General features: G+C 74.3%; 20 protein-coding genes. 3 read left to right on the plus strand and 17 right to left on the minus strand.

The features are described 5' to 3' along the window. The first annotated feature begins 8 nt into the window (after positions 1–8). Positions 9–338 (plus strand): hypothetical protein, encoded by a 330-nt coding sequence (locus tag BJ968_RS02790; protein ID WP_179749015.1) that lies wholly within the window; start codon positions 9–11, stop codon positions 336–338. A gap of 6 nt (positions 339–344) precedes the next feature. On the opposite strand, the gene BJ968_RS02795 is transcribed toward BJ968_RS02790, so the two are convergent. Both BJ968_RS02795 and hisD read right to left on the minus strand, forming a co-directional pair. Then, on the minus strand, positions 345–863 hold the full coding sequence (locus tag BJ968_RS02795) for a hypothetical protein (protein ID WP_179749016.1): 519 nt from the start codon (positions 861–863) through the stop codon (positions 345–347). Then, the gene (gene hisD, locus BJ968_RS02800) at positions 860–2,146 is read right to left on the minus strand and encodes a histidinol dehydrogenase (RefSeq protein ID WP_179756108.1); all 1,287 of its coding nucleotides are present in this window, start codon (positions 2,144–2,146) and stop codon (positions 860–862) included. Before hisD ends, BJ968_RS02795 begins: the two co-directional genes overlap by 4 nt. A gap of 93 nt (positions 2,147–2,239) precedes the next feature. On the opposite strand from hisD, the gene BJ968_RS02805 reads away from it, so the two are divergent. Both BJ968_RS02805 and ybaK read left to right on the plus strand, forming a co-directional pair. Next, complete coding sequence (locus BJ968_RS02805; RefSeq protein ID WP_179749018.1) at positions 2,240–2,926, plus strand: LON peptidase substrate-binding domain-containing protein; 687 nt, start codon at positions 2,240–2,242, stop codon at positions 2,924–2,926. A gap of 13 nt (positions 2,927–2,939) precedes the next feature. Then, positions 2,940–3,449, plus strand: a complete 510-nt coding sequence (gene ybaK, locus BJ968_RS02810) for a Cys-tRNA(Pro) deacylase (RefSeq protein ID WP_179749020.1) — start codon at positions 2,940–2,942, stop codon at positions 3,447–3,449. Between the two features lie 24 nt (positions 3,450–3,473). On the opposite strand, the gene BJ968_RS02815 is transcribed toward ybaK, so the two are convergent. The 15 genes from BJ968_RS02815 to ftsW form a co-directional block, all read right to left on the minus strand. Further along, entirely contained in the window at positions 3,474–3,947 is a 474-nt protein-coding gene (locus tag BJ968_RS02815) for a hypothetical protein (RefSeq protein WP_179749022.1), read from the minus strand. After that, on the minus strand, positions 3,944–7,501 hold the full coding sequence (gene dnaE, locus BJ968_RS02820) for a DNA polymerase III subunit alpha (protein WP_179749024.1): 3,558 nt from the start codon (positions 7,499–7,501) through the stop codon (positions 3,944–3,946). Before dnaE ends, BJ968_RS02815 begins: the two co-directional genes overlap by 4 nt. A 95-nt stretch (positions 7,502–7,596) precedes the next feature. Continuing rightward, the gene (locus BJ968_RS02825) at positions 7,597–8,520 is read right to left on the minus strand and encodes an RluA family pseudouridine synthase (protein WP_179749026.1); all 924 of its coding nucleotides are present in this window, start codon (positions 8,518–8,520) and stop codon (positions 7,597–7,599) included. Beyond that, on the minus strand, positions 8,513–9,052 hold the full coding sequence (gene lspA / locus BJ968_RS02830) for a signal peptidase II (RefSeq protein WP_179749028.1): 540 nt from the start codon (positions 9,050–9,052) through the stop codon (positions 8,513–8,515). Before lspA ends, BJ968_RS02825 begins: the two co-directional genes overlap by 8 nt. 69 nt (positions 9,053–9,121) lie before the next feature. Then, on the minus strand, positions 9,122–9,595 hold the full coding sequence (locus tag BJ968_RS02835; protein ID WP_179749030.1) for a TraR/DksA family transcriptional regulator: 474 nt from the start codon (positions 9,593–9,595) through the stop codon (positions 9,122–9,124). Between the two features lie 207 nt (positions 9,596–9,802). Beyond that, complete coding sequence (locus BJ968_RS25440) at positions 9,803–10,486, minus strand: DivIVA domain-containing protein (protein ID WP_179749032.1); 684 nt, start codon at positions 10,484–10,486, stop codon at positions 9,803–9,805. Between the two features lie 138 nt (positions 10,487–10,624). Further along, positions 10,625–10,924, minus strand: coding sequence for a YggT family protein (locus BJ968_RS02845; RefSeq protein ID WP_179749034.1), 300 nt, complete (start codon positions 10,922–10,924; stop codon positions 10,625–10,627). 45 nt (positions 10,925–10,969) lie between these two features. Continuing rightward, complete coding sequence (locus BJ968_RS02850; RefSeq protein ID WP_179749036.1) at positions 10,970–11,551, minus strand: cell division protein SepF; 582 nt, start codon at positions 11,549–11,551, stop codon at positions 10,970–10,972. Positions 11,552–11,614: 63 nt separating this feature from the next. After that, entirely contained in the window at positions 11,615–12,346 is a 732-nt protein-coding gene (locus tag BJ968_RS02855; protein WP_179749038.1) for a YggS family pyridoxal phosphate-dependent enzyme, read from the minus strand. Continuing rightward, the gene (gene pgeF / locus BJ968_RS02860; protein WP_179749040.1) at positions 12,343–13,062 is read right to left on the minus strand and encodes a peptidoglycan editing factor PgeF; all 720 of its coding nucleotides are present in this window, start codon (positions 13,060–13,062) and stop codon (positions 12,343–12,345) included. The genes BJ968_RS02855 and pgeF overlap by 4 nt, the downstream gene beginning before the upstream one ends. Before the next feature lie 19 nt (positions 13,063–13,081). Then, positions 13,082–14,458 carry a cell division protein FtsZ gene (gene ftsZ, locus BJ968_RS02865; protein ID WP_179749042.1) on the minus strand — a complete coding sequence of 459 codons (1,377 nt, stop codon included), beginning with the start codon at positions 14,456–14,458 and terminating at the stop codon, positions 13,082–13,084. A 250-nt stretch (positions 14,459–14,708) separates the two neighbouring features. Beyond that, a complete protein-coding gene (locus BJ968_RS02870; protein ID WP_179749044.1) occupies positions 14,709–15,662 on the minus strand; it encodes a cell division protein FtsQ/DivIB in 954 nt (317 codons plus the stop codon). Further along, positions 15,662–17,053 (minus strand): UDP-N-acetylmuramate--L-alanine ligase, encoded by a 1,392-nt coding sequence (gene murC / locus BJ968_RS02875; protein ID WP_179749046.1) that lies wholly within the window; start codon positions 17,051–17,053, stop codon positions 15,662–15,664. The genes BJ968_RS02870 and murC overlap by 1 nt, the downstream gene beginning before the upstream one ends. Continuing rightward, complete coding sequence (gene murG / locus BJ968_RS02880) at positions 17,050–18,138, minus strand: undecaprenyldiphospho-muramoylpentapeptide beta-N-acetylglucosaminyltransferase (protein WP_179749048.1); 1,089 nt, start codon at positions 18,136–18,138, stop codon at positions 17,050–17,052. Before murG ends, murC begins: the two co-directional genes overlap by 4 nt. Next, complete coding sequence (gene ftsW, locus BJ968_RS02885; protein WP_179749050.1) at positions 18,135–19,451, minus strand: putative lipid II flippase FtsW; 1,317 nt, start codon at positions 19,449–19,451, stop codon at positions 18,135–18,137. Before ftsW ends, murG begins: the two co-directional genes overlap by 4 nt. Position 19,452 lies beyond the last annotated feature (1 nt).

The following is a 19,452-nucleotide window of genomic DNA, read 5'->3' on the forward strand; positions in this document are numbered from 1 at the left end:
GAGCCACGATGATCAGTCGCAGGCACTACGTCGCAGGGGCGTGGGCCCTGTTCGCGGGAGCCGTCGTGGGGACGGTCGTGTGGCCCTTCCCCGACACCGAGGCAGTGGCCCTGCCGACCGACGACGACTTCGGCTACCGCGGGCGGAAGGTGCGGGTGACCCCCCACGGCCGGGAGATCCACATCGTGGTCGACGGGACCAAGGAGGTCCACGTCGACCGCGGAGGACCTCGCGGCGGCTACCTCACCCACGCCCTGCCGTTCACGGAGTTCGCGTCCCCGCGAGCGCTGGCCCGGGCCGTCATCGACGCCGAGGACGGCGGGCTGCTGCTCATCTGACCCGGGCTACTCCCCGTCGGGGCCTCGCGACCGGTCGTCCTCCGCGTCGGTGTCCTTGCCGCGGAACAGCTTCCGGAACGCGCCGAAGCGGCTGCCCTGCCCACCGGCAGCGGCACCGGCGGCCTCGGAGGGGTCGAGGCGCCCCAGGACCAGCTGCTGCACCACGTCGGGCCACACGGACAGCAGCAGACCGGGCTTGGGGTCGGCGCCGCGCTCACCACCGACCCACGTCTGACCCTCGATCGACTCCTCCCCCACGGTGAGCAGCACGACCTCGGCCCCCCGGAGCAGGCGCGACAGGGTCAGCGCGTCCGCCTCACCGCTGCTCGGGTCCGCGGTCACCAGGACGCAGCCCAGCCCCTTCACGGGGACCACGGTCGCGCTCACGCCCGCGGCCGTGCACACCTCCGCGAGCTTCCTCGCGTCGAGCACCGGAGCGACGAGGACCGACCGGACCGGCGGCTTGGGGCCGAAGGCCTTCTCGAACTCGGCGTCGAAGTCGAACTCCCCGGGTTCCTCGCTCACCGCTGCTCCCCCGCGAACCGGGCCGTCACCGCGTCACCGTGGGCGGGCAGGTCCTCGGACTGCGCCAGCGCCACGACGTGCGGCGCCACCTCCCGCAGGGCCCGCTCGTCGTAGTCGACGACGTGGACGCCGCGCAGGAAGGTCTGCACGCTCAGCCCGCCGGAGTGCGCGGCCGTCCCCCCGGTCGGCAGGACGTGGTTCGACCCCGCGCAGTAGTCCCCCAGCGACACCGGCGAGTGCGCGCCGACGAAGACCGCACCGGCGTTGCGGACCCGGGCGGCGACGGCGCGGGCGTCGGCGGTCTGGATCTCCAGGTGCTCGGCCGCGTACGCGTCGACCACGGCCAGGCCGGCGTCGACGTCGTCGACGAGGACCACGGCCGACTGCCGTCCGCGCAGCGCCTCCTCCACCCGGCCCGCGTGCTTCGTCGCCGCCACCCGCCCCACCAGGGCCTCCTCCACCGCGTCCGCGAGCGCGGTGGAGTCGGTGACCAGGACGGCCGCCGCCATCGGGTCGTGCTCGGCCTGGCTGACCAGGTCCGCGGCCACGTGGACCGGGTCGGCCGTGGCGTCGGCCAGGACCGCGATCTCGGTGGGACCGGCCTCGGAGTCGATGCCCACGACGCCCTGGACGTACCGCTTGGCCGAGGCGACGTAGATGTTGCCCGGGCCGGTGACGACGTCGACGGGTTGCACGACGACCGTGCCGTCGGCGTCGCGGGCGCCGTAGGCGAACATCGCGATCGCCTGGGCGCCGCCGACGGCGTAGACCTCCTCGACGCCCAGCAGCGCGCACGCGGCCAGGATCGTGGGGTGGACCGAGCCGCCGAACTCCTTCTGGGCCGGGCTCGTCACCGCGATCGAGGTGACGCCCGCGGCCTGGGCCGGGACGACGTTCATCACGACGCTGGAGGGGTAGACCGCGCGGCCGCCGGGCACGTACAGGCCCACGCGGCCCACCGGGACCCAGCGCTCGGCGACGGTGCCGCCGGGCACCACCTGGGTGGTGGTGCTGGTGCGGCGCTGGTCGGCGTGCACCAGCCGGGCCCGGCGGATGGACTCCTCCAGGGCCGCGCGGACCTGCGGGTCCAGGGCGGCCAGCGCGTCGGTCAGGGCGTGCGCGGGGACCCGCACGTCGGTGGTGCGGACGCCGTCGAACCTCTCGGTGAGCTCGAGCAGCGCCGGGACGCCGCGCGTGCGGACGTCCTCGCAGATCGGGGCCACGCTCGCCAGGGCCGCGGCGACGTCGACGTCGGCGCGCGGGACGACCGAGCGCAGGGCCATGGCGTCGAGGGTCTGCCCCCGCAGGTCGATCCGGCGCAGGAATGGGGTGCTCACGGGGGGAGTCTAGGAGCTGAGCGACATAGGGTGTCCGGCGTGCCGCAACGCCTCCCGCTGTTCCCCCTCGGCAGCGTCCTGTTCCCCGGTCTCGTCCTGCCCCTGAACGTCTTCGAGCCCCGGTACCGCGTGCTGGTGCAGGACCTCGTGGGCGACGGGGCTCTGGAGGACGCCGACGGCGTGCGCGGGTTCGGCGTCGTCGCGATCAAGGCCGGCCACGAGGTCGGCGCGGACGGCGTCCACGCCCTGCACAGCGTCGGCTGCGTCGCCCTGGTCCGGGAGGTCACCGAGACCGACGACGGCCGCTACGAGCTCGTGACGGTCGGTGCGAGCCGCTTCCGGGTCGTGGGCATCGACACCGACGCCGGCACCCCGTACCTGACGGGGCTCGTCGAGCCCTTCGGCGACGACGACGTCGAGGACGACGACGGCGACGGGCGCCTGACCGTCCTGGCCGACTCCGTGGCGCGCGCCTTCGACGACTACCGCGAGGTCCTCGGCATCGGCGGGGCCGAGGCGCCGCAGGACCCGCGGGTGCTGTCCTACCTCGTGGCCGCGGCCACGGTCCTGGACCTGGACCAGCGGCAGCGGCTGCTGGAGGCGCCCGACACCGTCAGGCGCCTGCAGGCCGAGCTGGAGGTCCTGCGGCGCGAAACCGCGCTGATCACCACCTTCGGGGCCGTCCCGGCGACGGAGCTGCCCGAGTGGCCCGTGAACGCGAACTGAGGGACCACCGGCGATGGCGAAGAAGGCGGACACCGGCACGCCCGCGCTGAAGCTGCTCACCGCGCGCGGGATCGACCACGTGCCGCACCCCTACGACCACGGCGCCCACCACGACGACGGCGCGGGCTTCGGCGACGAGGCCGTGCGCCAGCTGCGGGCCGCCGGGCTCGACGTGGACGGGCACCGGGTCTTCAAGACCCTGCTCGCCGACGTCGACGGGCGGCTGGTCTGCGCCGTCGTGCCCGTCGCCGGGATGCTCGACCTCAAGGCGCTCGCCGCGGCGGCCGGGGGGAAGAAGGCCGTCATGGCCGACCCGGCGCGCGCCCAGCGCAGCAGCGGGTACGTCGTGGGCGGGATCAGCCCGCTGGGGCAGCGGACGGCGCTGCCGACGTTCGTCGACGCCTCCGCGCAGCGGTTCGCGACCGTGCTCGTCAGCGCCGGGCGGCGCGGGCTGCAGGTCGAGCTGGCGCCGCAGGACCTCGTGGCGGTCACCGGCGGGAGCTTCGCCGACCTCGGCCGGTGACCCCGGTGGGCGGGGCGGGGCGGCTCAGGCCGTCCTGGCCCACTCCAGCAACGCCTGCACCAGCGTCACGACCGCCACGACCGCCGTCAGCGCGAACGGCTGCACCAGCAGCACGACCCAGGCGCGCACGGTGACGTGCCCCACCTCCCCCTGGCCCGCCGGCGGCAGCGAGGACCCGAGCCCGGCCGCGATGAGCGCACCGGCCAGCGCCCCGGCCAGCGCGGTGCCGAGCACCAGCAGGGGCCGGGCGTCGCGGCTGCCGCGGGCCACCACGACGACGCCGGCGGCCAGACCGACCAGGGCGGTCAGGACGCTGAACACCCCGTCGCGGGCGACGGGGTAGACGGAGCTGGACGTCACGACCGGCTCCCCCACCACCCACGGCGCGGGGTGGCGGGTGAGCAGCCACCACACCACCCCCACCACCAGGCCGAGGGCGGCCTGGCCGAAGAGCAGGGCGAACGGCGTGCGCCGGTCCCCTGCGGGCCCGGTGCTCACACCAGGCACGAGGCCCCGAGCAGCTGCTTGAGGTCCCCGAACAGCGCCGGGCTGGGCGTCACGCGCAGCGAGTCGTCCAGCCGCATGAGCGTGCCGCTGCCGCCGCCGTTCTTCGTCAGCCGCAGCCGGACCTCGGTGGAGCCCCGGTGGGTCTCCAGCACCGTCTTGAGCTGCTCCACGACCTTCGGCGTGCAGCGGGCCGTCGGCAGGGTCACCGTCACCGGCACCCCGTCGGTGGAGGAGATGTCGGGGACGCTCAGCCCGGAGGCGTAGATCGTCGGCACCTCGTCGCGGCGGTTCAGCCGGCCCTTGACGACGACGACGAGGTCCTCGGCCAGCAGCTGCGCGACGTCGGTGTAGGCCTGGGGGAAGAACAGGCACTCGATGGCCCCGGCGAGGTCCTCGACGGTGACGATGGCCCAGTAGTTGCCCTGCTTGGTCGTCTTGCGCTGCAGGCCCGTGATCATCCCTGCGATGGTGATGTTCGAGCCGTCGGGCCGGGACTCGTCCTCCAGCAGCGTCGCGATCGGCACGTCGGAGGCGTTCTGCAGCAGCCGCTCCAGCCCGAACAGGGGGTGGTCGGAGACGTACAGGCCCAGCATCTGCCGCTCGTGGGCGAGCAGCTCGGACTTCTCCCACTCGGGCAGGTCGGGGATGACGACCTCGAAACCGCCCGCACCGGCCGGGCCGTCCTCGCCGCCGAGACCGGCGAACAGGTCGAACTGGCCGATGGCCTCGTTGCGCTTGACGTCCACGACGGCGTCGACGGCGTCCTCGTGCTTGGCGACCAGCGCGCGGCGGACGTGCCCGAGGGAGTCGAACGCACCGGCCTTGATGAGCGACTCGATGGTCCGCTTGTTGCAGACCACCGCCGGGACCTTGGTGAGGAAGTCCTGGAAGTTCTCGTACCGGCCCTTGGCGGTGCGGGCGTCCACGACCGCGTCGACGACGTTGGCCCCCACGTTGCGGATGGCGGTCAGGCCGAACCGGATGTCGGCGCCGACGGCGGTGAAGTTCGCGCTGGAGGCGTTGACGTCCGGCGGCAGCACCTTGATGCCCATGCGGCGGCACTCGTTGAGGTACAGCGCCGACTTGTCCTTGTCGTCGCGCACGCTGGTCAGGACCGCGGCCATGTACTCGGCCGGGTAGTTGGCCTTGAGGTAGGCCGTCCAGTAGGAGACCAGGCCGTACGCCGCCGAGTGGGCCTTGTTGAAGGCGTAGTCGGAGAAGGGGACGAGGATGTCCCACAGCGCCTTGACGCACTCCTTGCTGAAGCCGTTGTCCAGCATGCCCTTCTCGAAGCCGACGAACTCGGCGTCGAGGACCTCGCGCTTCTTCTTGCCCATCGCGCGGCGCAGCAGGTCGGCGCTGCCGAGGGTGTACCCGGCGACCTTCTGCGCGATCGACATGACCTGCTCCTGGTACACGATCAAGCCGTAGGTCGTGCCGAGGATGTCCTTGAGGGGTTCCTCGAGCTCGGGGTGGATCGGGGTGATCGGCTCCTGGCCGTTCTTGCGCCGGGCGTACGCCGTGTGCGAACCGGCACCCATCGGGCCCGGCCGGTACAGCGCGCCGACGGCGGAGATGTCCTCGAAGTTGTCCGGCCGCATGAGGCGCAGCAGCGAGCGCATGGGGCCGCCGTCGAACTGGAAGACGCCCAGGGTGTCCCCGCGGCCGAGCAGGTCGAACGTCGCCTTGTCGTCGAGCTCGAGCTTCTCGAGGTCGACGGGTTCCTTGCCGTTGGCGACGACGTTCTTCAGCGCGTCGTCGAGGATCGTGAGGTTGCGCAGGCCGAGGAAGTCCATCTTGACCAGCCCGAGCGTCTCGCACGTCGGGTAGTCGAACTGCGTGATGATCGCGCCGTCGGCCTCGCGCTTCATGATCGGGATGAGGTCGATCAGCGGGTCCGACGACATGATGACGCCGGCGGCGTGCACGCCCCACTGCCGCTTCAGGCCCTCCAGGCCGCGGGCGGTGTCGACGACCTTCACGACCTCGGGGTCGGACTTGTAGAGCTCGCGGAACTCCCCGGCCTCGGAGTACCGCTTGTGGTTCGGGTCGAAGATGCCCGACAGCGGGATGTCCTTGCCCATGACGGCCGGCGGCATCGCCTTGGTGATCCGGTCCCCCATGGAGAAGGGGAAACCCAGCACGCGGGAGGAGTCCTTGACGGCCTGCTTGGCCTTGATGGTGCCGTAGGTGACGATCTGGGCGACGCGGTCGCTGCCGTACTTCTCCACGACGTACTGGATGACCTCACCGCGGCGGCGCTCGTCGAAGTCGACGTCGAAGTCGGGCATCGACATGCGCTCGGGGTTGAGGAAGCGCTCGAAGAACAGGCCGTGCCGCAACGGGTCCAGGTCGGTGATCTTCATGGCGTAGGCGGCCATCGACCCGGCGCCGGACCCGCGGCCCGGGCCCACGCGGATGCCGTTGGCCTTGGACCAGTTGATGAAGTCGGCGACGACGAGGAAGTACCCGGCGTACCCCTTGGAGGTGATGACCTCGATCTCGTAGTCGGCCTGCTTGCGGACGTCGTCGGGGATGGCGCCGTCGTAGCGGTGGTTCAGGCCGGCCCAGACCTCCTTGACGAACCAGCTCTCCTCGTTCTCCCCCGGAGGGCAGGGGAAGCGGGGCATGTAGGCGCCGGTGGACTCGGTGAACTCGACCTCGCACCGCTCGGCGATGAGCAGGGTGTTGTCGCAGGCCTCGGGGTGGTCGCGCCACAGGTGGCGCATCTCGGCCGGGCTCTTGAGGTAGAAGTCGGTGGAGTCGAACTTGAAGCGCTTGGGGTCGGCCAGCGTGGACCCCGACTGCACGCACAGCAGCGCCTCGTGGGCGCGGGCGTCCTCGGCGTGGGTGTAGTGCAGGTCGTTGGTGGCCAGCAGCGGCAGGTCGAGGTCCTTGGCGAGCTTGAGCAGGTCGTCGTGGACGCGGCGCTCGATGTCGAGGCCGTGGTCCATGAGCTCGCAGAAGAAGTTCTCCCGGCCGAAGATGTCGCGGTAGTCCGCGGCCGCCCGGCGGGCCTCGTCGTACTGGCCCAGGCGCAGCCGGGTCTGGACCTCCCCCGAGGGGCAGCCGGTCGTGGCGATCAGCCCGTCGGCGTACTGCGACAGCAGCTCGCGGTCCATGCGGGGCTTGTAGAGGAAACCCTCCAGGCTGGCCAGGCTGCTCATCTTGAACAGGTTGTGCATGCCGGTCGTGTTCTGGGCCAGCATCGTCATGTGGGTGTACGACCCGGCACCGGAGACGTCGTCGCCCGAGCGGCCGTTGGGGTCGCCCCACTTCACGCGCGTCTTGTCCTGGCGGGCCGTGCCCGGCGTCAGGTACGCCTCGACGCCGATGATCGGCTTCACGCCGTGCTTCTTGGCCGTCTTCCAGAAGTCGTAGGCGCCGAAGACGAAGCCGTGGTCGGTCGTGGCGACGGCGGGCATCCCCAGCTCGGCGGCCGTGCGGAAGAGGTCGTCCACCTTCGCCGCACCGTCGAGCATCGAGTACTCGGTGTGGACGTGCAGGTGGACGAACGAGTCGCTGGACGACGGGCCGGCTGACATGGGGAGGCGCCTCCAGGAGCGTGGTGCTGTGCGTGCCTGACGATGGTAGGCGCCGAGTCGGACAGGTCCGCGCCCCGACACGGGCGCCGGTGGTCTCAGTCCTGCAGACGGCCCAGGGCCGTGGCCAGGTCGGCCGGGTAGGAGCTCGTGAACTCCACGGCCTGCCCCGTCCCGGGGTGCTCGAAGCCCAGCCGGACCGCGTGCAGCCACTGCCGCGAGACCCCCAGACGGGCGGCCAGCGTCGGGTCGGCCCCGTAGGTCAGGTCCCCCACGCAGGGGTGCTTCAGCGCGGAGAAGTGCACGCGGATCTGGTGGGTGCGGCCGGTCTCGAGGTGGATCTCGCACAGCGCCGCCGCCCGGAAGGCCTCCAGGACCTCGTAGTGGGTGACGCTGGGCTTGCCCTCGGCCGTGACGGCGAACTTCCAGGCGCTGCCGGGGTGCCGGCCGATGGGGGCGTCGATGGTGCCCCGCAACGGGTCCGGGTGCCCCTGGACCAGCGCGTGGTAGACCTTGTCGACCGTGCGCTCCTTGAAGGCCCGCTTGAGCGCCGTGTAGGCGTGCTCGCTCTTGGCCACGACCATGAGCCCGGAGGTGCCCACGTCGAGCCGGTGCACGACGCCCTGGCGCTCGGCCGAGCCCGAGGTGGAGATGCGGTAGCCGGCGCCGGCCAGGCCGCCGACGACGGTCGGGCCCGTCCAGCCGGGGCTGGGGTGGGCGGCGACCCCCACGGGCTTGTCCACGACGACGAGGTCGTCGTCGTCGTGCACGACCGTCAGGCCCTCGACGGTCTCGGCGACGACCTGCGGGGCGGCGGGCGGGTCGGGGACCTCCACCTCGAGCCAGGCCCCGGCGCGCAGCCGGTCCGACTTGCCCACGGCCGCGCCGTCGACGACGACGAGGCCGTCGGCGGTCAGCTCGGCGATCCGGGTGCGGGACAGGCCCAGCAGGCGGGACAGGGCCGCGTCGACGCGTTCGCCCTCCAGGCCGTCGGGGACGGGCAGGCTGCGGATCTCAGGCACTCTCGGCCCCGCTCCGCGCACCGCGCACCTCGCGGCGGCCGTCGAGGCCGACCCCGCGCACCGCCAGGACCGCGATGAGGACGGCGGCGACGCAGATGCTGGCGTCGGCGACGTTGAAGATCGGCCAGCGCGGGAGCTGGAGGAAGTCGACGACGTGACCGCGGGCGAAGCCCGGCTCGCGCAGGAGGCGGTCGGTGAGGTTGCCGGTCGCCCCGGCCAGCAGGAAGCCGAAGGCCAGGGCCCACGGCAGGCTGCGCAGCTTGCGGGACATGCGCACCACCACGACGACCACCACGGCGGCCAGCAGCGTGAAGACCCAGGTGAACCCCGTGGCGAAGCTGAAGGCCGCCCCGGGGTTGCGGATCAGGTGGAACTGCAGCAGCTCACCGACGAACGGCTGCGGCCGCCCCTCGGTCAGGTGCGCCACCGCGAGGACCTTGGTGACCTGGTCGAGAACGTAGACGACGGCCCAGACGCACAGCGTCCACAGGGCGCGACGCGATCGCGGCGGGGAGGTGTCGGCTTCGCTCATGGCCTCGCCAGTCTCCCACGGCCCCGCCCCCGCCCCGGGCGGTGCGCCCGGGGCGGCGGCGTGCGGGTCTCAGCGCCGTTCGGCGCGGGACTTGCAGGGCAGGCAGAGGGTCACGCGGGGGAAGGCCTGCAGCCGGGCCTTGCCGACGGCGCCGCCGCAGGACTCGCAGACGCCGTAGACGCCCGAGGACATCCGCACCAGCGCGCGCTGGGTCTGCTCCAGCAGGTCGCGGGCGTTGTTGACGATGGTCATCTCGTGCTCGCGGCCGGCCGTGGTGGCGCCGTGGTCGACCTGGTCGTCACCGGCTCCCTCGCCGCCGGAGCGGACCAGGGCGGAGAAGGAGGAGGTGGCGTCGTCGAGCTCACGGGTCAGGCGGTCGACCTCGGCCGTGAGCTCACCGCGGACCTCGGCCAGCTCGGCCGGGGTCCAGGCCTCCTCGGAGTCCTTGACCGGCAGTTCGCGCACCGCCGCCGCGCGCGCGTCGCGCCCGGTCACCCCCAGCGAGGCCGTCGCCGTGGCCGCACCCGCAGACGCTCCGTGCATCGGGGTCCCCCCTCTCGTCGTGCGGCCGTGGTGCCGCGTGCGGGAGACACTAAGGACTATCACCGTGTGTAAGCAACCGGAAACAGAAAGTTGTCGAGATTCGGCCGTCCGGGGCCCTGCCGGCCCGGTGCGGTCACCGCGCGCGCCGGGGGAACGACGACAGCCGCCGCCCGGACGGGCGACGGCTGCGGACGGGAGCGGCGCGGCTCAGGAGGTGACGGCGTCGTCCGGGACGGCGCGAGCGACGCGGCGCAGGTCCTCCAGCTGGGTGGCCATGAACTGCTCGAGCTGCTCCCGGTAGGTCGTCTCCCGGCCGTGCAGCTGCTGGATGGACTGCTGCAGCTGGAGCCGGCGCCCCTCGAGGTCCCCGAGCGTCCGGTCCCGCTTCTCCTCGGCCTCGGCGACCAGGCGCTCGGCCTCCTCGTGGGCGGCCATCACCAGGGCGTCGCGCTGCGACTCCCCCTCCCGGACGTACTCGTCGTGCAGGCGCTGGGCCAGGGCGATGACCCCGGCGGCCCGGGCCGCGGCGTCCTCGCCCCCCGGCGTCCCCGCTGCGTCGACCTGGGCCTCGGCGGGCGCCGGGGCCGGGGACGGCTCGGGCACCACGACGACCTCGGGAGCCGCCTGCGCGACGACCTCCGGCGCCTCCTCCGGCGCCGCGGGGGCCGCCTCCGCGGCGGGCGCGGTCTGGGCCCCGGCGCGCGTCAGCTCCGAGACCCGCGCCTGGCACTGGTTCAGCTGGCCGCGTAGCTCGGCGTTCTCGGCGTTCAGGCGGCGCAGCTCGGCGACCACCTCGTCGAGGAAGTCGTCGACCTCGTCCTGGGCGTACCCCTCGCGCACCCGCGTGGGGTTGAAACGCTTCTCGACGACGTCTTCGGGAGTGAGCGGCATCTTCCCCACCTCTGCTGACGGACGGTGCTGACGGACCCGGTGGCGCCGGGCCGTCCCTGCCGACGGCCGGGACCGTGGGCACACGGTAGCGGACGTGATCGCGCGCCCCCCGGGCGGTCGCGGGCCCGCCGGGACGGCTCAGGCGTAGCGGTTGGACGCCCCGTCGAGGACCGGCATGAGGATCGAGCAGAGGATCGCCAGCACCAGGAAGGCCAGGTCCAGCTGGACCGCCCCCAGACGCAGCGGCGGCAGGATCTTGCGCAGCAGCTTCAGCGGCGGGTCGGTGACCGTGTAGACGGCCTCGGCCAGCACGAGCACCACCCCGCGCGGGCGCCACTCCCGTGAGAGCGCCTGCACCCAGTCGAGGATGAGCCGCCCGATCAGGCAGATGAAGAAGATCAGGACGAGGAACTCGAGGATGCCGAAGAACAGGGCCACGGACTCATCCTGCCTGATGACGCTGCGTGCTCGGGGCGTCCGCGCTCAGGACTGGTTGAAGAACGTCCGCTCCACCGGACGCTCCTCCTCCTGCGTGGCCACCTCGACGTTCTGCGGCGAGAGCAGGAAGACCTTGTTCGTCACACGCTCGATGGACCCGTGCAGGCCGAAGACGAGCCCGGCGGAGAAGTCGACGAGGCGCTTGGCATCGGAGTCGTCCATGTCGGTGAGGTTCATGATGACCGGGACGCCCTCGCGGAAGGACTCGCCGATGATCTTCGCCTCGTTGTAGGTGCGCGGGTGGATCGTGGTGATCCGGTGCAGCTCGCCCGCCGAGGAGGGCGACGAGGCGGAGGTCTGGGGGACCACGTGGGCCACCTGCTTCCTGATCGGGGTCACCTGGGCGGTGGGCGCGGGGACGGCGCGACGTTCGGGGGCCGGGTCCGGGCGGGACTCGTGCCGCACCTCCGGGCGCGGTTCGGGCCGGATCGGCTCGCGCGTCTCGTGGCGCACCTCACGGGCGGCCTCGGCCCGCGGGCGGGCCTGTTCGACCTCGGCGTCCTCGGCGTAGCGGTCGTCCTCGGCGAGGCCGAGGTAGACCATCGCATTGCGCAGCGCGCCGGCCATCGCGGGCTCCTCGGGATCGTGCTGTCGTCGGACCCGCCCCGTGCAGGGCGAGCGTCCCGGACGTTACCGCGCGGGAGGGCGCGTGCCCAGGATCGCGCTGCCGACACGCAGGTGTGTCGCTCCCACGGCCACGGCGGCCTCGAGGTCCCCGCTCATCCCGGCCGACAGCTCCGCCGCGCCGGGGTGGTCGCGGCGCACGCGCTCGGCGGTCCGGGCCAGCTCGGCGAAGGCCCGCTCCGGCTCGACCCCCAGCGGGGCCACCGCCATCAGGCCGCGCAGCCGCAGGTGCCCGGCCCCGGCCACGGCGTCGGCCACGCGCAGGACGTCCTCACCGGCCGCCCCGCCCCGGCCCGCGTCGGCCTCGAGCCCCAGCGCGGCCGCCAGGTCGACCTGCACGAAGACGCCGAGGTGCCGCTCGGCGCGCTCGGCCGCCTCGGCCAGCGCGTGGGCCAGGCGCGTCCGGTCGACCGAGTGCACCGCGTCGGCGTACCCGGCCACCGAGCGGGCCTTGTTCGTCTGCAGCTGCCCGATGAAGTGCCAGCGCAGGCCGTCCCCGCCGGCCGGGTCGGCCAGGTCGGCCAGGTCGGCGGCCTTGGCGCGGGCCTCCTGGTCGCGGTTCTCCCCCACGTCCCGGACCCCGGCGGCGGCGAGCTCGCGCACGTCGGAGGCGGGGAAGAACTTCGTCACCACGACCAGCGTGGTGCTGCCGGGGGCCCGCCCGGCGGCGCGCTCGGCCGCGGCCACCCGCTCGCGCGTGCGGGCCAGGGCGGCGCGCAGGTCCTCGCGCCGGCTCACGCCAGGACCACGACCCCGCCGCTGCGGCCGGTGACGCCGTCGCGGCGGTAGGAGAAGAGGTCGTCGTGCTCGGACGTGCAGCGCGCGACGTGCCGGGCCGGGACGCCGAGGTCGGCGAGCTGGGCCAGGACACCGGCGGCGACGTCGACGGCGGGGGTGCCGCGACGCGTGCGGGCCCGCGCGGCCGGGACGAGGGCGGCGACGTCGTCGGCCATCTGCCGGGGCACCTCGTAGCAGGCGCCGCAGATCGAGGGGCCCACGACGGCCACGAGGTCGCGCGCCCCCGCGGCGCGCACCGCCCCCACGAGGGCGGGGACCACCCCGGCGACCAGACCGGGGCGGCCGGCGTGCGCGACGCCCACGACACCGGCCCCGGCCACCAGGACCGGGACGCAGTCGGCGACGACGACGGCCACGGCGATGCCGGGCACGCGCGTGAACAGCGCGTCGGCGGTGGGTGCCGTGGCGGGCGGGCTGACGACCTCGACGACCTGCGCGCCGTGGACCTGCTGCGGCACCACGAGGGCGTCGGCGCGGACGCTGCGGCGCAGCGCGTCCCGGTGCGCGGCCACGACGGCGGGGTCGTCCCCGACGTGGTCGCCGAGGTTCAGGCCCGGGTAGGCGCCCGAACCCGGCGCCCCGGCGCGGGTGGTGAACCCGCCGCGGACACCGGCCGGCAGGCCGGCGTCCAGCAGCGGGACGGTGCTGGTGCTCACCGGTGGACGACCGCACCCCTCACTTGAGGAAGTCGGGCACGTCCAGGTCGTCCTCCTCCGGACGCGGACGGCTCGGGCGGCGCGACGCGGCGGTGTCCTGCGGCAGCTCGATGATGCGCGGGACCTGGACGGGGTCCGGGCTGGGCACGACCTGGGGGGCCTGCTGCGCGTACTGCTGCTGCGGCTGCTGGTGCTGCGGCTGGTGCTGCGGCTGCTGCGGTTCGGCGGCGGGCTGCTGCTGCTGCGCGTACTGCGGCTGCGGCGCGTAGGACGGCTGCTGCTGCTGGGGCTGCGCCGGGGCGTACTGCGGCTGCTGCTGCGCCGGGGCGTAGGCGGGCTGCTCGGGCACCGCGGCGGCCGGGCGCGCGGTGCGCGGGGGCACGGCGCTGGCCGGGACGGGGCGGCCGGAGACCTGGCCGAGGGCGCGCTCGTCGCGGCGGGTCTTGGGCGTGCCGGCGTCGAACCCGGCGGCGATGACGGTGACGCGCACCTCGTCGCCGAGCGCGTCGTCGATGACCGTCCCGAAGATGATGTTGGCCTCGGGGTGAGCGGCCTCCTGGACCAGGCGGGCGGCCTCGTTGATCTCGTAGAGGCCCAGGTCCGAGCCGCCCTGGATGGACAGCAGGACGCCGTGGGCGCCGTCGATGCTCGCCTCGAGCAGCGGGGAGTTGACCGCCGACTCCGCGGCGTGGATCGCGCGGTCGTCGCCGCGCGCCGAGCCGATGCCCATGAGGGCCGAGCCGGCGCCCTGCATGACGGACTTCACGTCGGCGAAGTCGAGGTTGATCAGACCCGGGGTCGTGATGAGGTCGGTGATGCCCTGGACACCGGACAGCAGCACCTGGTCGGCCGACTTGAAGGCGTCGAGGATGCTGACCTGCTTGTCGGAGATGGACAGCAGCCGGTCGTTGGGGATGACGATGAGGGTGTCGACCTCGTCGCGCAGCTCGGCGATGCCGCTCTCGGCGGAGTTCGCGCGGCGGCGGCCCTCGAAGACGAAGGGGCGGGTGACCACGCCGATGGTCAGGGCGCCCAGCGAGCGGGCGATGCGGGCCACGACGGGGGCGCCGCCGGTGCCGGTGCCACCGCCCTCGCCGGCGGTGACGAAGACCATGTCGGCGCCCTTGAGGACCTCCTCGATCTCCTCCGCGTGGTCCTCGGCGGCCTTGCGGCCGACCTCGGGGTCGGCGCCGGCGCCGAGACCGCGGGTGAGCTCGCGCCCGACGTCGAGCTTGACGTCGGCGTCCGACATCAGCAGCGCCTGGGCGTCGGTGTTGACGGCGATGAACTCGACGCCCTTGAGGCCGACCTCGATCATCCGGTTGACCGCGTTCACACCACCGCCGCCGACGCCGACGACCTTGATGACCGCTAGGTAGTTCTGCGGAGCTGCCACGGTGGTTGCCTCTCGCCTCTTTCGCCTGGTCTGTCCGAGCTGTGGACCCAACCCTGACCCTCAGGTAGAGGGTCAACGTTATGTCATTTCCTGTTGGGTGGTGACCGTAGGGAGCGGAACGGCTTCACTGCAACCAATCCTCCGGCGTGTCGCGACAACACCCCGGATGGAGGGCCGTTCCGCCCCACTTCTTGCTCTGAGTAATCAGAATGTGACGTAAAGTCGCCGAAGTCGGCGGGTCCCGCGGACCTCAGGGAGTAACGGCCGGGGCGTCCGGAGCCGTCACGTCGACCGACGCCGCCGAGGCGACCGCCTCCTCGGACAGCATCCGCAGCAGGACCTCGGCCTTGCGCTCGGGACGGCTGTCGTCGCCCCACACCACGGTCGGGCCCTCGGCCAGGTGCAGCACGACCGCCTCCGGGCCCGTCGCCGAGATCGAGGTCACCCGAGCGCGCAGCTCGCTCGACAGCGAGGCGTTCACCGCGATCGCGGCCTGCAGCGCCCGGTCCCCCGCGGCGGCGACGTCCACGTCCAGCGTCGGCACCCCGGCCGGGGCGCGGTCCTCGTGGACCAGGACGTTGCCCGCCCCGTCGACCAGGTCCACCCCCCCGGACGTCGAGGGCACGGCGGCCACGGCCTGCCGCTCGCGGACGGTCACGACGAGGGTGGAGGGCCAGGACCGGGTGACGTCGACGCTCTCGACCAGCGGCAGCTCCTCGAGGCGCGAAGCCAGCGACCGGGCGCTCACGCGGGCCAGCGGGACACCGCGCTCACCGTCCACGACCCGCTGCACGACCGCGGCGTCGGTGCGCTCGACACCCTGGGTCCGGACCGTCGCGACGCGCAGCCAGGGCGAGGCGAGCAGCACCCAGCCGGCCAGCACCGCCAGGACGACCAGCACGGCCAGGACGACGGCGGTGCGCCGTCCCGGTCGCCAGCGCCGGGCGCGACGGGCCCCGGCCAGGTCGGCGACCCGGGTCCGCTCGGCACCGCGCGGCCGCTCGGGCGCACGGTCGCGGGCGGCCGGGCGGGTCGCGCTCCCCCGCCCGGGAACCGGGGCCGCGCCCTGCGCGGTGCGCGGCGTCCGGGGCAGGGGCTGCCCGGCCGCGCGCCCGGCCCGCCGGCGCTGCGGGGCCCCGGTCACCTTCGGCTCGGGCGGGGTGGCGGGGGCGGGGGGCCGGCGCGGCGGCGTCGGGCGGGCCATCAGCGCGCTCCGAGCAGCTCGAGCACCCGCGGGCCGACCGTCGTGACGTCGCCGGCCCCGACGGTCAGCAGCAGGTCCCCCGGGCGCACCGTCGCGGCCAGGACCCCCGGGGCGTCGGCGAGCGCCGGCACGAACCGGACCCGCCCGGGCGGCAGCGGGACCGCGTCGGCCACCAGCGCCCCCGTGACGGCCGGGTCGGGGTCCTCGCGGGCCACGTAGACGTCGAGGACGACGACCTCGTCGGCCAGCCCCAGGGCCCGGCCGAACTCCGCCGCGAAGGTCCGCGTGCGGCTCACCAGGTGCGGCTGGAAGACCACCACGACGCGACCGTCCCCGGCCACCGGGCGGGCCGCGCGCAGCAGGGCCTCGACCTCCGTGGGGTGGTGGGAGTAGTCGTCGACCACCCGCACCCCGCCGGCCTCGCCCTTGAGCTCGAACCGGCGGCGGGCACCGCCGAAACCGGCCAGCCCCTCCAGCACGGCGACCGGGTCGGCCCCCAGCTCGGCGGCCGCGCAGTAGGCGGCCGCGGCGTTGCGCAGGTTGTGCTCGCCCGGGACGGCCAGCCGCAGCTCGCGGGCGACCCCCGCGTCGGTGAGCAGCGCGCGGGGCGCGGTGCCCAGCTCCACCTCGCTCAGCCGCACGTCGGCCGTCGCGGACGTCCCGTAGGTCCGCACCCGCACGCCCCGCGCGCGGGCGTGCGCGGCCAGCGCCGCCGACCCCGCGTCGTCGGCGCACGCGACGAGCAGGCCACCGGGGCGCAACCGGGCGAGGAACTCCTCGAACGCGGCCGCGTACGCCTCCGCCGTGCCGTAGTGGTCCAGGTGGTCGGGCTCGACGTTCGTCACGACGTCGACGACGGGGGCGTACTCGCGGAACGAGCCGTCGGACTCGTCGGCCTCGGCGACGAACGGCCCGGACCCGTCGCGGGCACCGCCGTCGGTCCCCCCGGTCAGCTCCCCGCCGATGGCGTAGGAGGGGTCCAGGCCGGCCGCGACGAGCGCGACCGCGAGCATCGAGGTCGTCGTCGTCTTGCCGTGGGTGCCGGCGACGGCGACGCCGCGGCGGCCCTCCATGAGCGCCGCCAGCGCCTGGGAGCGGTGCAGGACCCGCACCCCGCGCTCGCGCGCGGCGACGAGCTCGGGGTTGGTGGCCCGCACGGCCGAGCTGACCACGAGGGTGTCCCCGGCGCCCAGGTCGCCCAGGTTCGCCGCGTCGTGGCCGACGAAGGTGCGGATGCCCAGCTCGGACAGCCGCCGCAGCGTGGGCGAGTCGACGGCGTCGGTCCCCGAGACGGGGACGCCGCGGGCGGCCAGCAACCGGGCGACCCCGGACACCCCGACCCCGCCCAGACCCAGCAGGTGCACCCGGCCCAGCTCCTCCAGGGCGCTCACCGGGCGGCCGCCTCGACGAGGTCGGCGAGCCGCTCGTCGCCGTCGTGGACGCCGAACCCGGCGGCGGCGCGCGCCGCGGCCGCCAGGGCCGCCGGGTCCGACAGCAGCGGCAGGACGCGGGAGCGGACGAACTGCGCGTCCAGGTCGGCGTCGGCGACCAGCACGCCACCGCCGGCGGCGACGACGGACTCGGCGTTGCGCCGCTGCTCCCCGTTGCCGACGGGCAGGGGCACGTAGACGCCGGGCAGCCCCACGGCCGTCAGCTCGCTGACGGTCCCGGCGCCGCTGCGGCCCACCACGAGGTCGGCGGCCGCGTAGGCGGTGTCCATGCCGTCGAGGTACTCGCGCACGACGTACCGGGAGGTGTCGACGTCCGCCGCCAGCGGCACCGACTTCCCGCGCCCGCAGGCGTGCAGCACCTGGAACCCGGCGGCGAGCAGCTCCGGCGCGCAGGCCCCCAGGACGTCGTTGACGCGCTGGGCGCCCAGGGACCCGCCCGTCACCAGCAGCGTCGGCGTGCCGGGGTCCAGCCCCAGCTCGGCCCGCGCCCGGCGGCGCAGGGCGTCCCGGTCGGCGGCGCGCGCCAGGGCCACGACCTCCGAGCGCAACGGCATCCCGGTGTGCACCGCGCGCGGCAGCGGGGTGCCGGGGAAGGTGACGGCCGTGCTGACGGCCCAGCGGGCCCCGAGCCGGTTCGCGATGCCGGGCAGCGCGTTCTGCTCGTGGACGACGATCGGCACGCCCGCGCGGCGGGCGGCGAGGTAGGCCGGGACGGCGACGTACCCGCCGTACCCGACGACGACGTCCGCCCGGACGGCGCGGATCGCCTCCGCGGCCCCGGCGACCGCGGCGCGCAACCGGACCGGCAGCCGCAGCAGGTCCCCGGAGGGCTTGCGGGGCAACGGGACGCGGGGCACGACGGCCAGCTCGTACCCCCGTTGCGGCACGAGCCGCGACTCCAGCCCCTCGGCCGTGCCGAGGACGAGGACCCCGGCGCCGGGGTCGCGCAGGCGCAGGCGGTCGGCGGTGGCCAGCAGCGGGGCGACGTGCCCCGTCGAGCCACCGCCGGCGAGCAGGACGTTCACCGAGGACCCTTCGTCGAGCGGGTGCGGCGCGCACCCCGGTGCGGGAGGACGGCCAGGGACCGGGCCACGACCGACTCGCGGGCGCGGATCGCCTCCGGTGCACCGGGTTCGGCGCGCGCGAAGGACAGCAGGATCCCGATCCCGAGCAGGGTCAGGACGAGGGCGGAACCCCCGGCGGAGATGAGCGGCAGCGGGACCCCGATGACGGGGAACAGGCTGAGGACGACACCCGTGTTGACGACGGCCTGGGTGAGGATCCAGGCGCCGATGCCGGAGACGGCGAGCTTGGTGTAGAAGCTCTCCGAGCGCCGCACCAGGCGCATGACCATGACGGCCAGCACGCCGAACAGCACGAGGATCGTCAGCGTGCCGGGCAGCCCGAGCTCCTCGCCGATGATGGCGAAGATGAAGTCGTTGTGGGCCTCGGGCAGCCAGGACCACTTCTCCCGGCTCGCGCCCAGCCCCAGCCCCCACCAGCCGCCGGAGGCCAGGGCGTACTTGCCCTGGACCGGCTGCCACTGCAGGCCCTGGATCTGGGTGGCGCTGTCGGAGGTGCCCGAGAGCCAGTCCTTGACGCGGTTGACCCGGTTGGTGCTCGTGACGACCGCGACGAAGGCGACGGCCGCCGCCGCGCCGCCGGCCAGCAGGAACCACCGGCCGGGGATGCCCGCCACCCACAGCATCACGACGACGACCGCCATCATGATCAGCGCGGTTCCCAGGTCCCTGGTGAGCAGCACGATGCCGACCGTGAGCCCGACCGGCGCGACGAGGGCGCCGAGGAGCTTGGCCGGCTGGTGCAGGACGTCGCGGCGGCGGGTCAGGGCCAGGGCCAGGGCGAGGACGAGGGTGACCTTCGCCGCCTCCGAGGGCTGGGCGGACAGCGGCCCGACCTCGATCCAGTTCCGGTTGCCGTTGACGACCTTGCCGATGCCCGGGACGAAGACGAGCAGCTGGAAGGCGGCGGAGGCGAACAGGGCGGGGACGGCCAGCCGCTGCCACGTGCGCGCCGGGACCCGGCTGGCCACGACCAGCACGACCGCGCCGAGCACCGCGAACATCGCCTGGTTCTTGAAGTAGGTGTATGGCGAGCCCGTCTTGGTCAGCGCCTCGACGCTGGAGCTGGAGAGCACCATGACGAGCCCGATGACCACGAGCACCGACGTCGTCGCGAGCAGCACGTGGTGCGTCGCCAGCGGCGAGTCCAGGAGCCTGGTCCGGTCCCGGACCCACTCGCCCGTGGCGTCCAGCCACGGCGGCCGCCGCCAGCGGGACTGCCAGCCGGCGCGACCGCGCGCGCCCTCGACGGCCACC

Source organism: Kineococcus aurantiacus (assembly GCF_013409345.1).
Taxonomy (GTDB): Bacteria; Actinomycetota; Actinomycetes; order Actinomycetales; family Kineococcaceae; genus Kineococcus; species Kineococcus aurantiacus.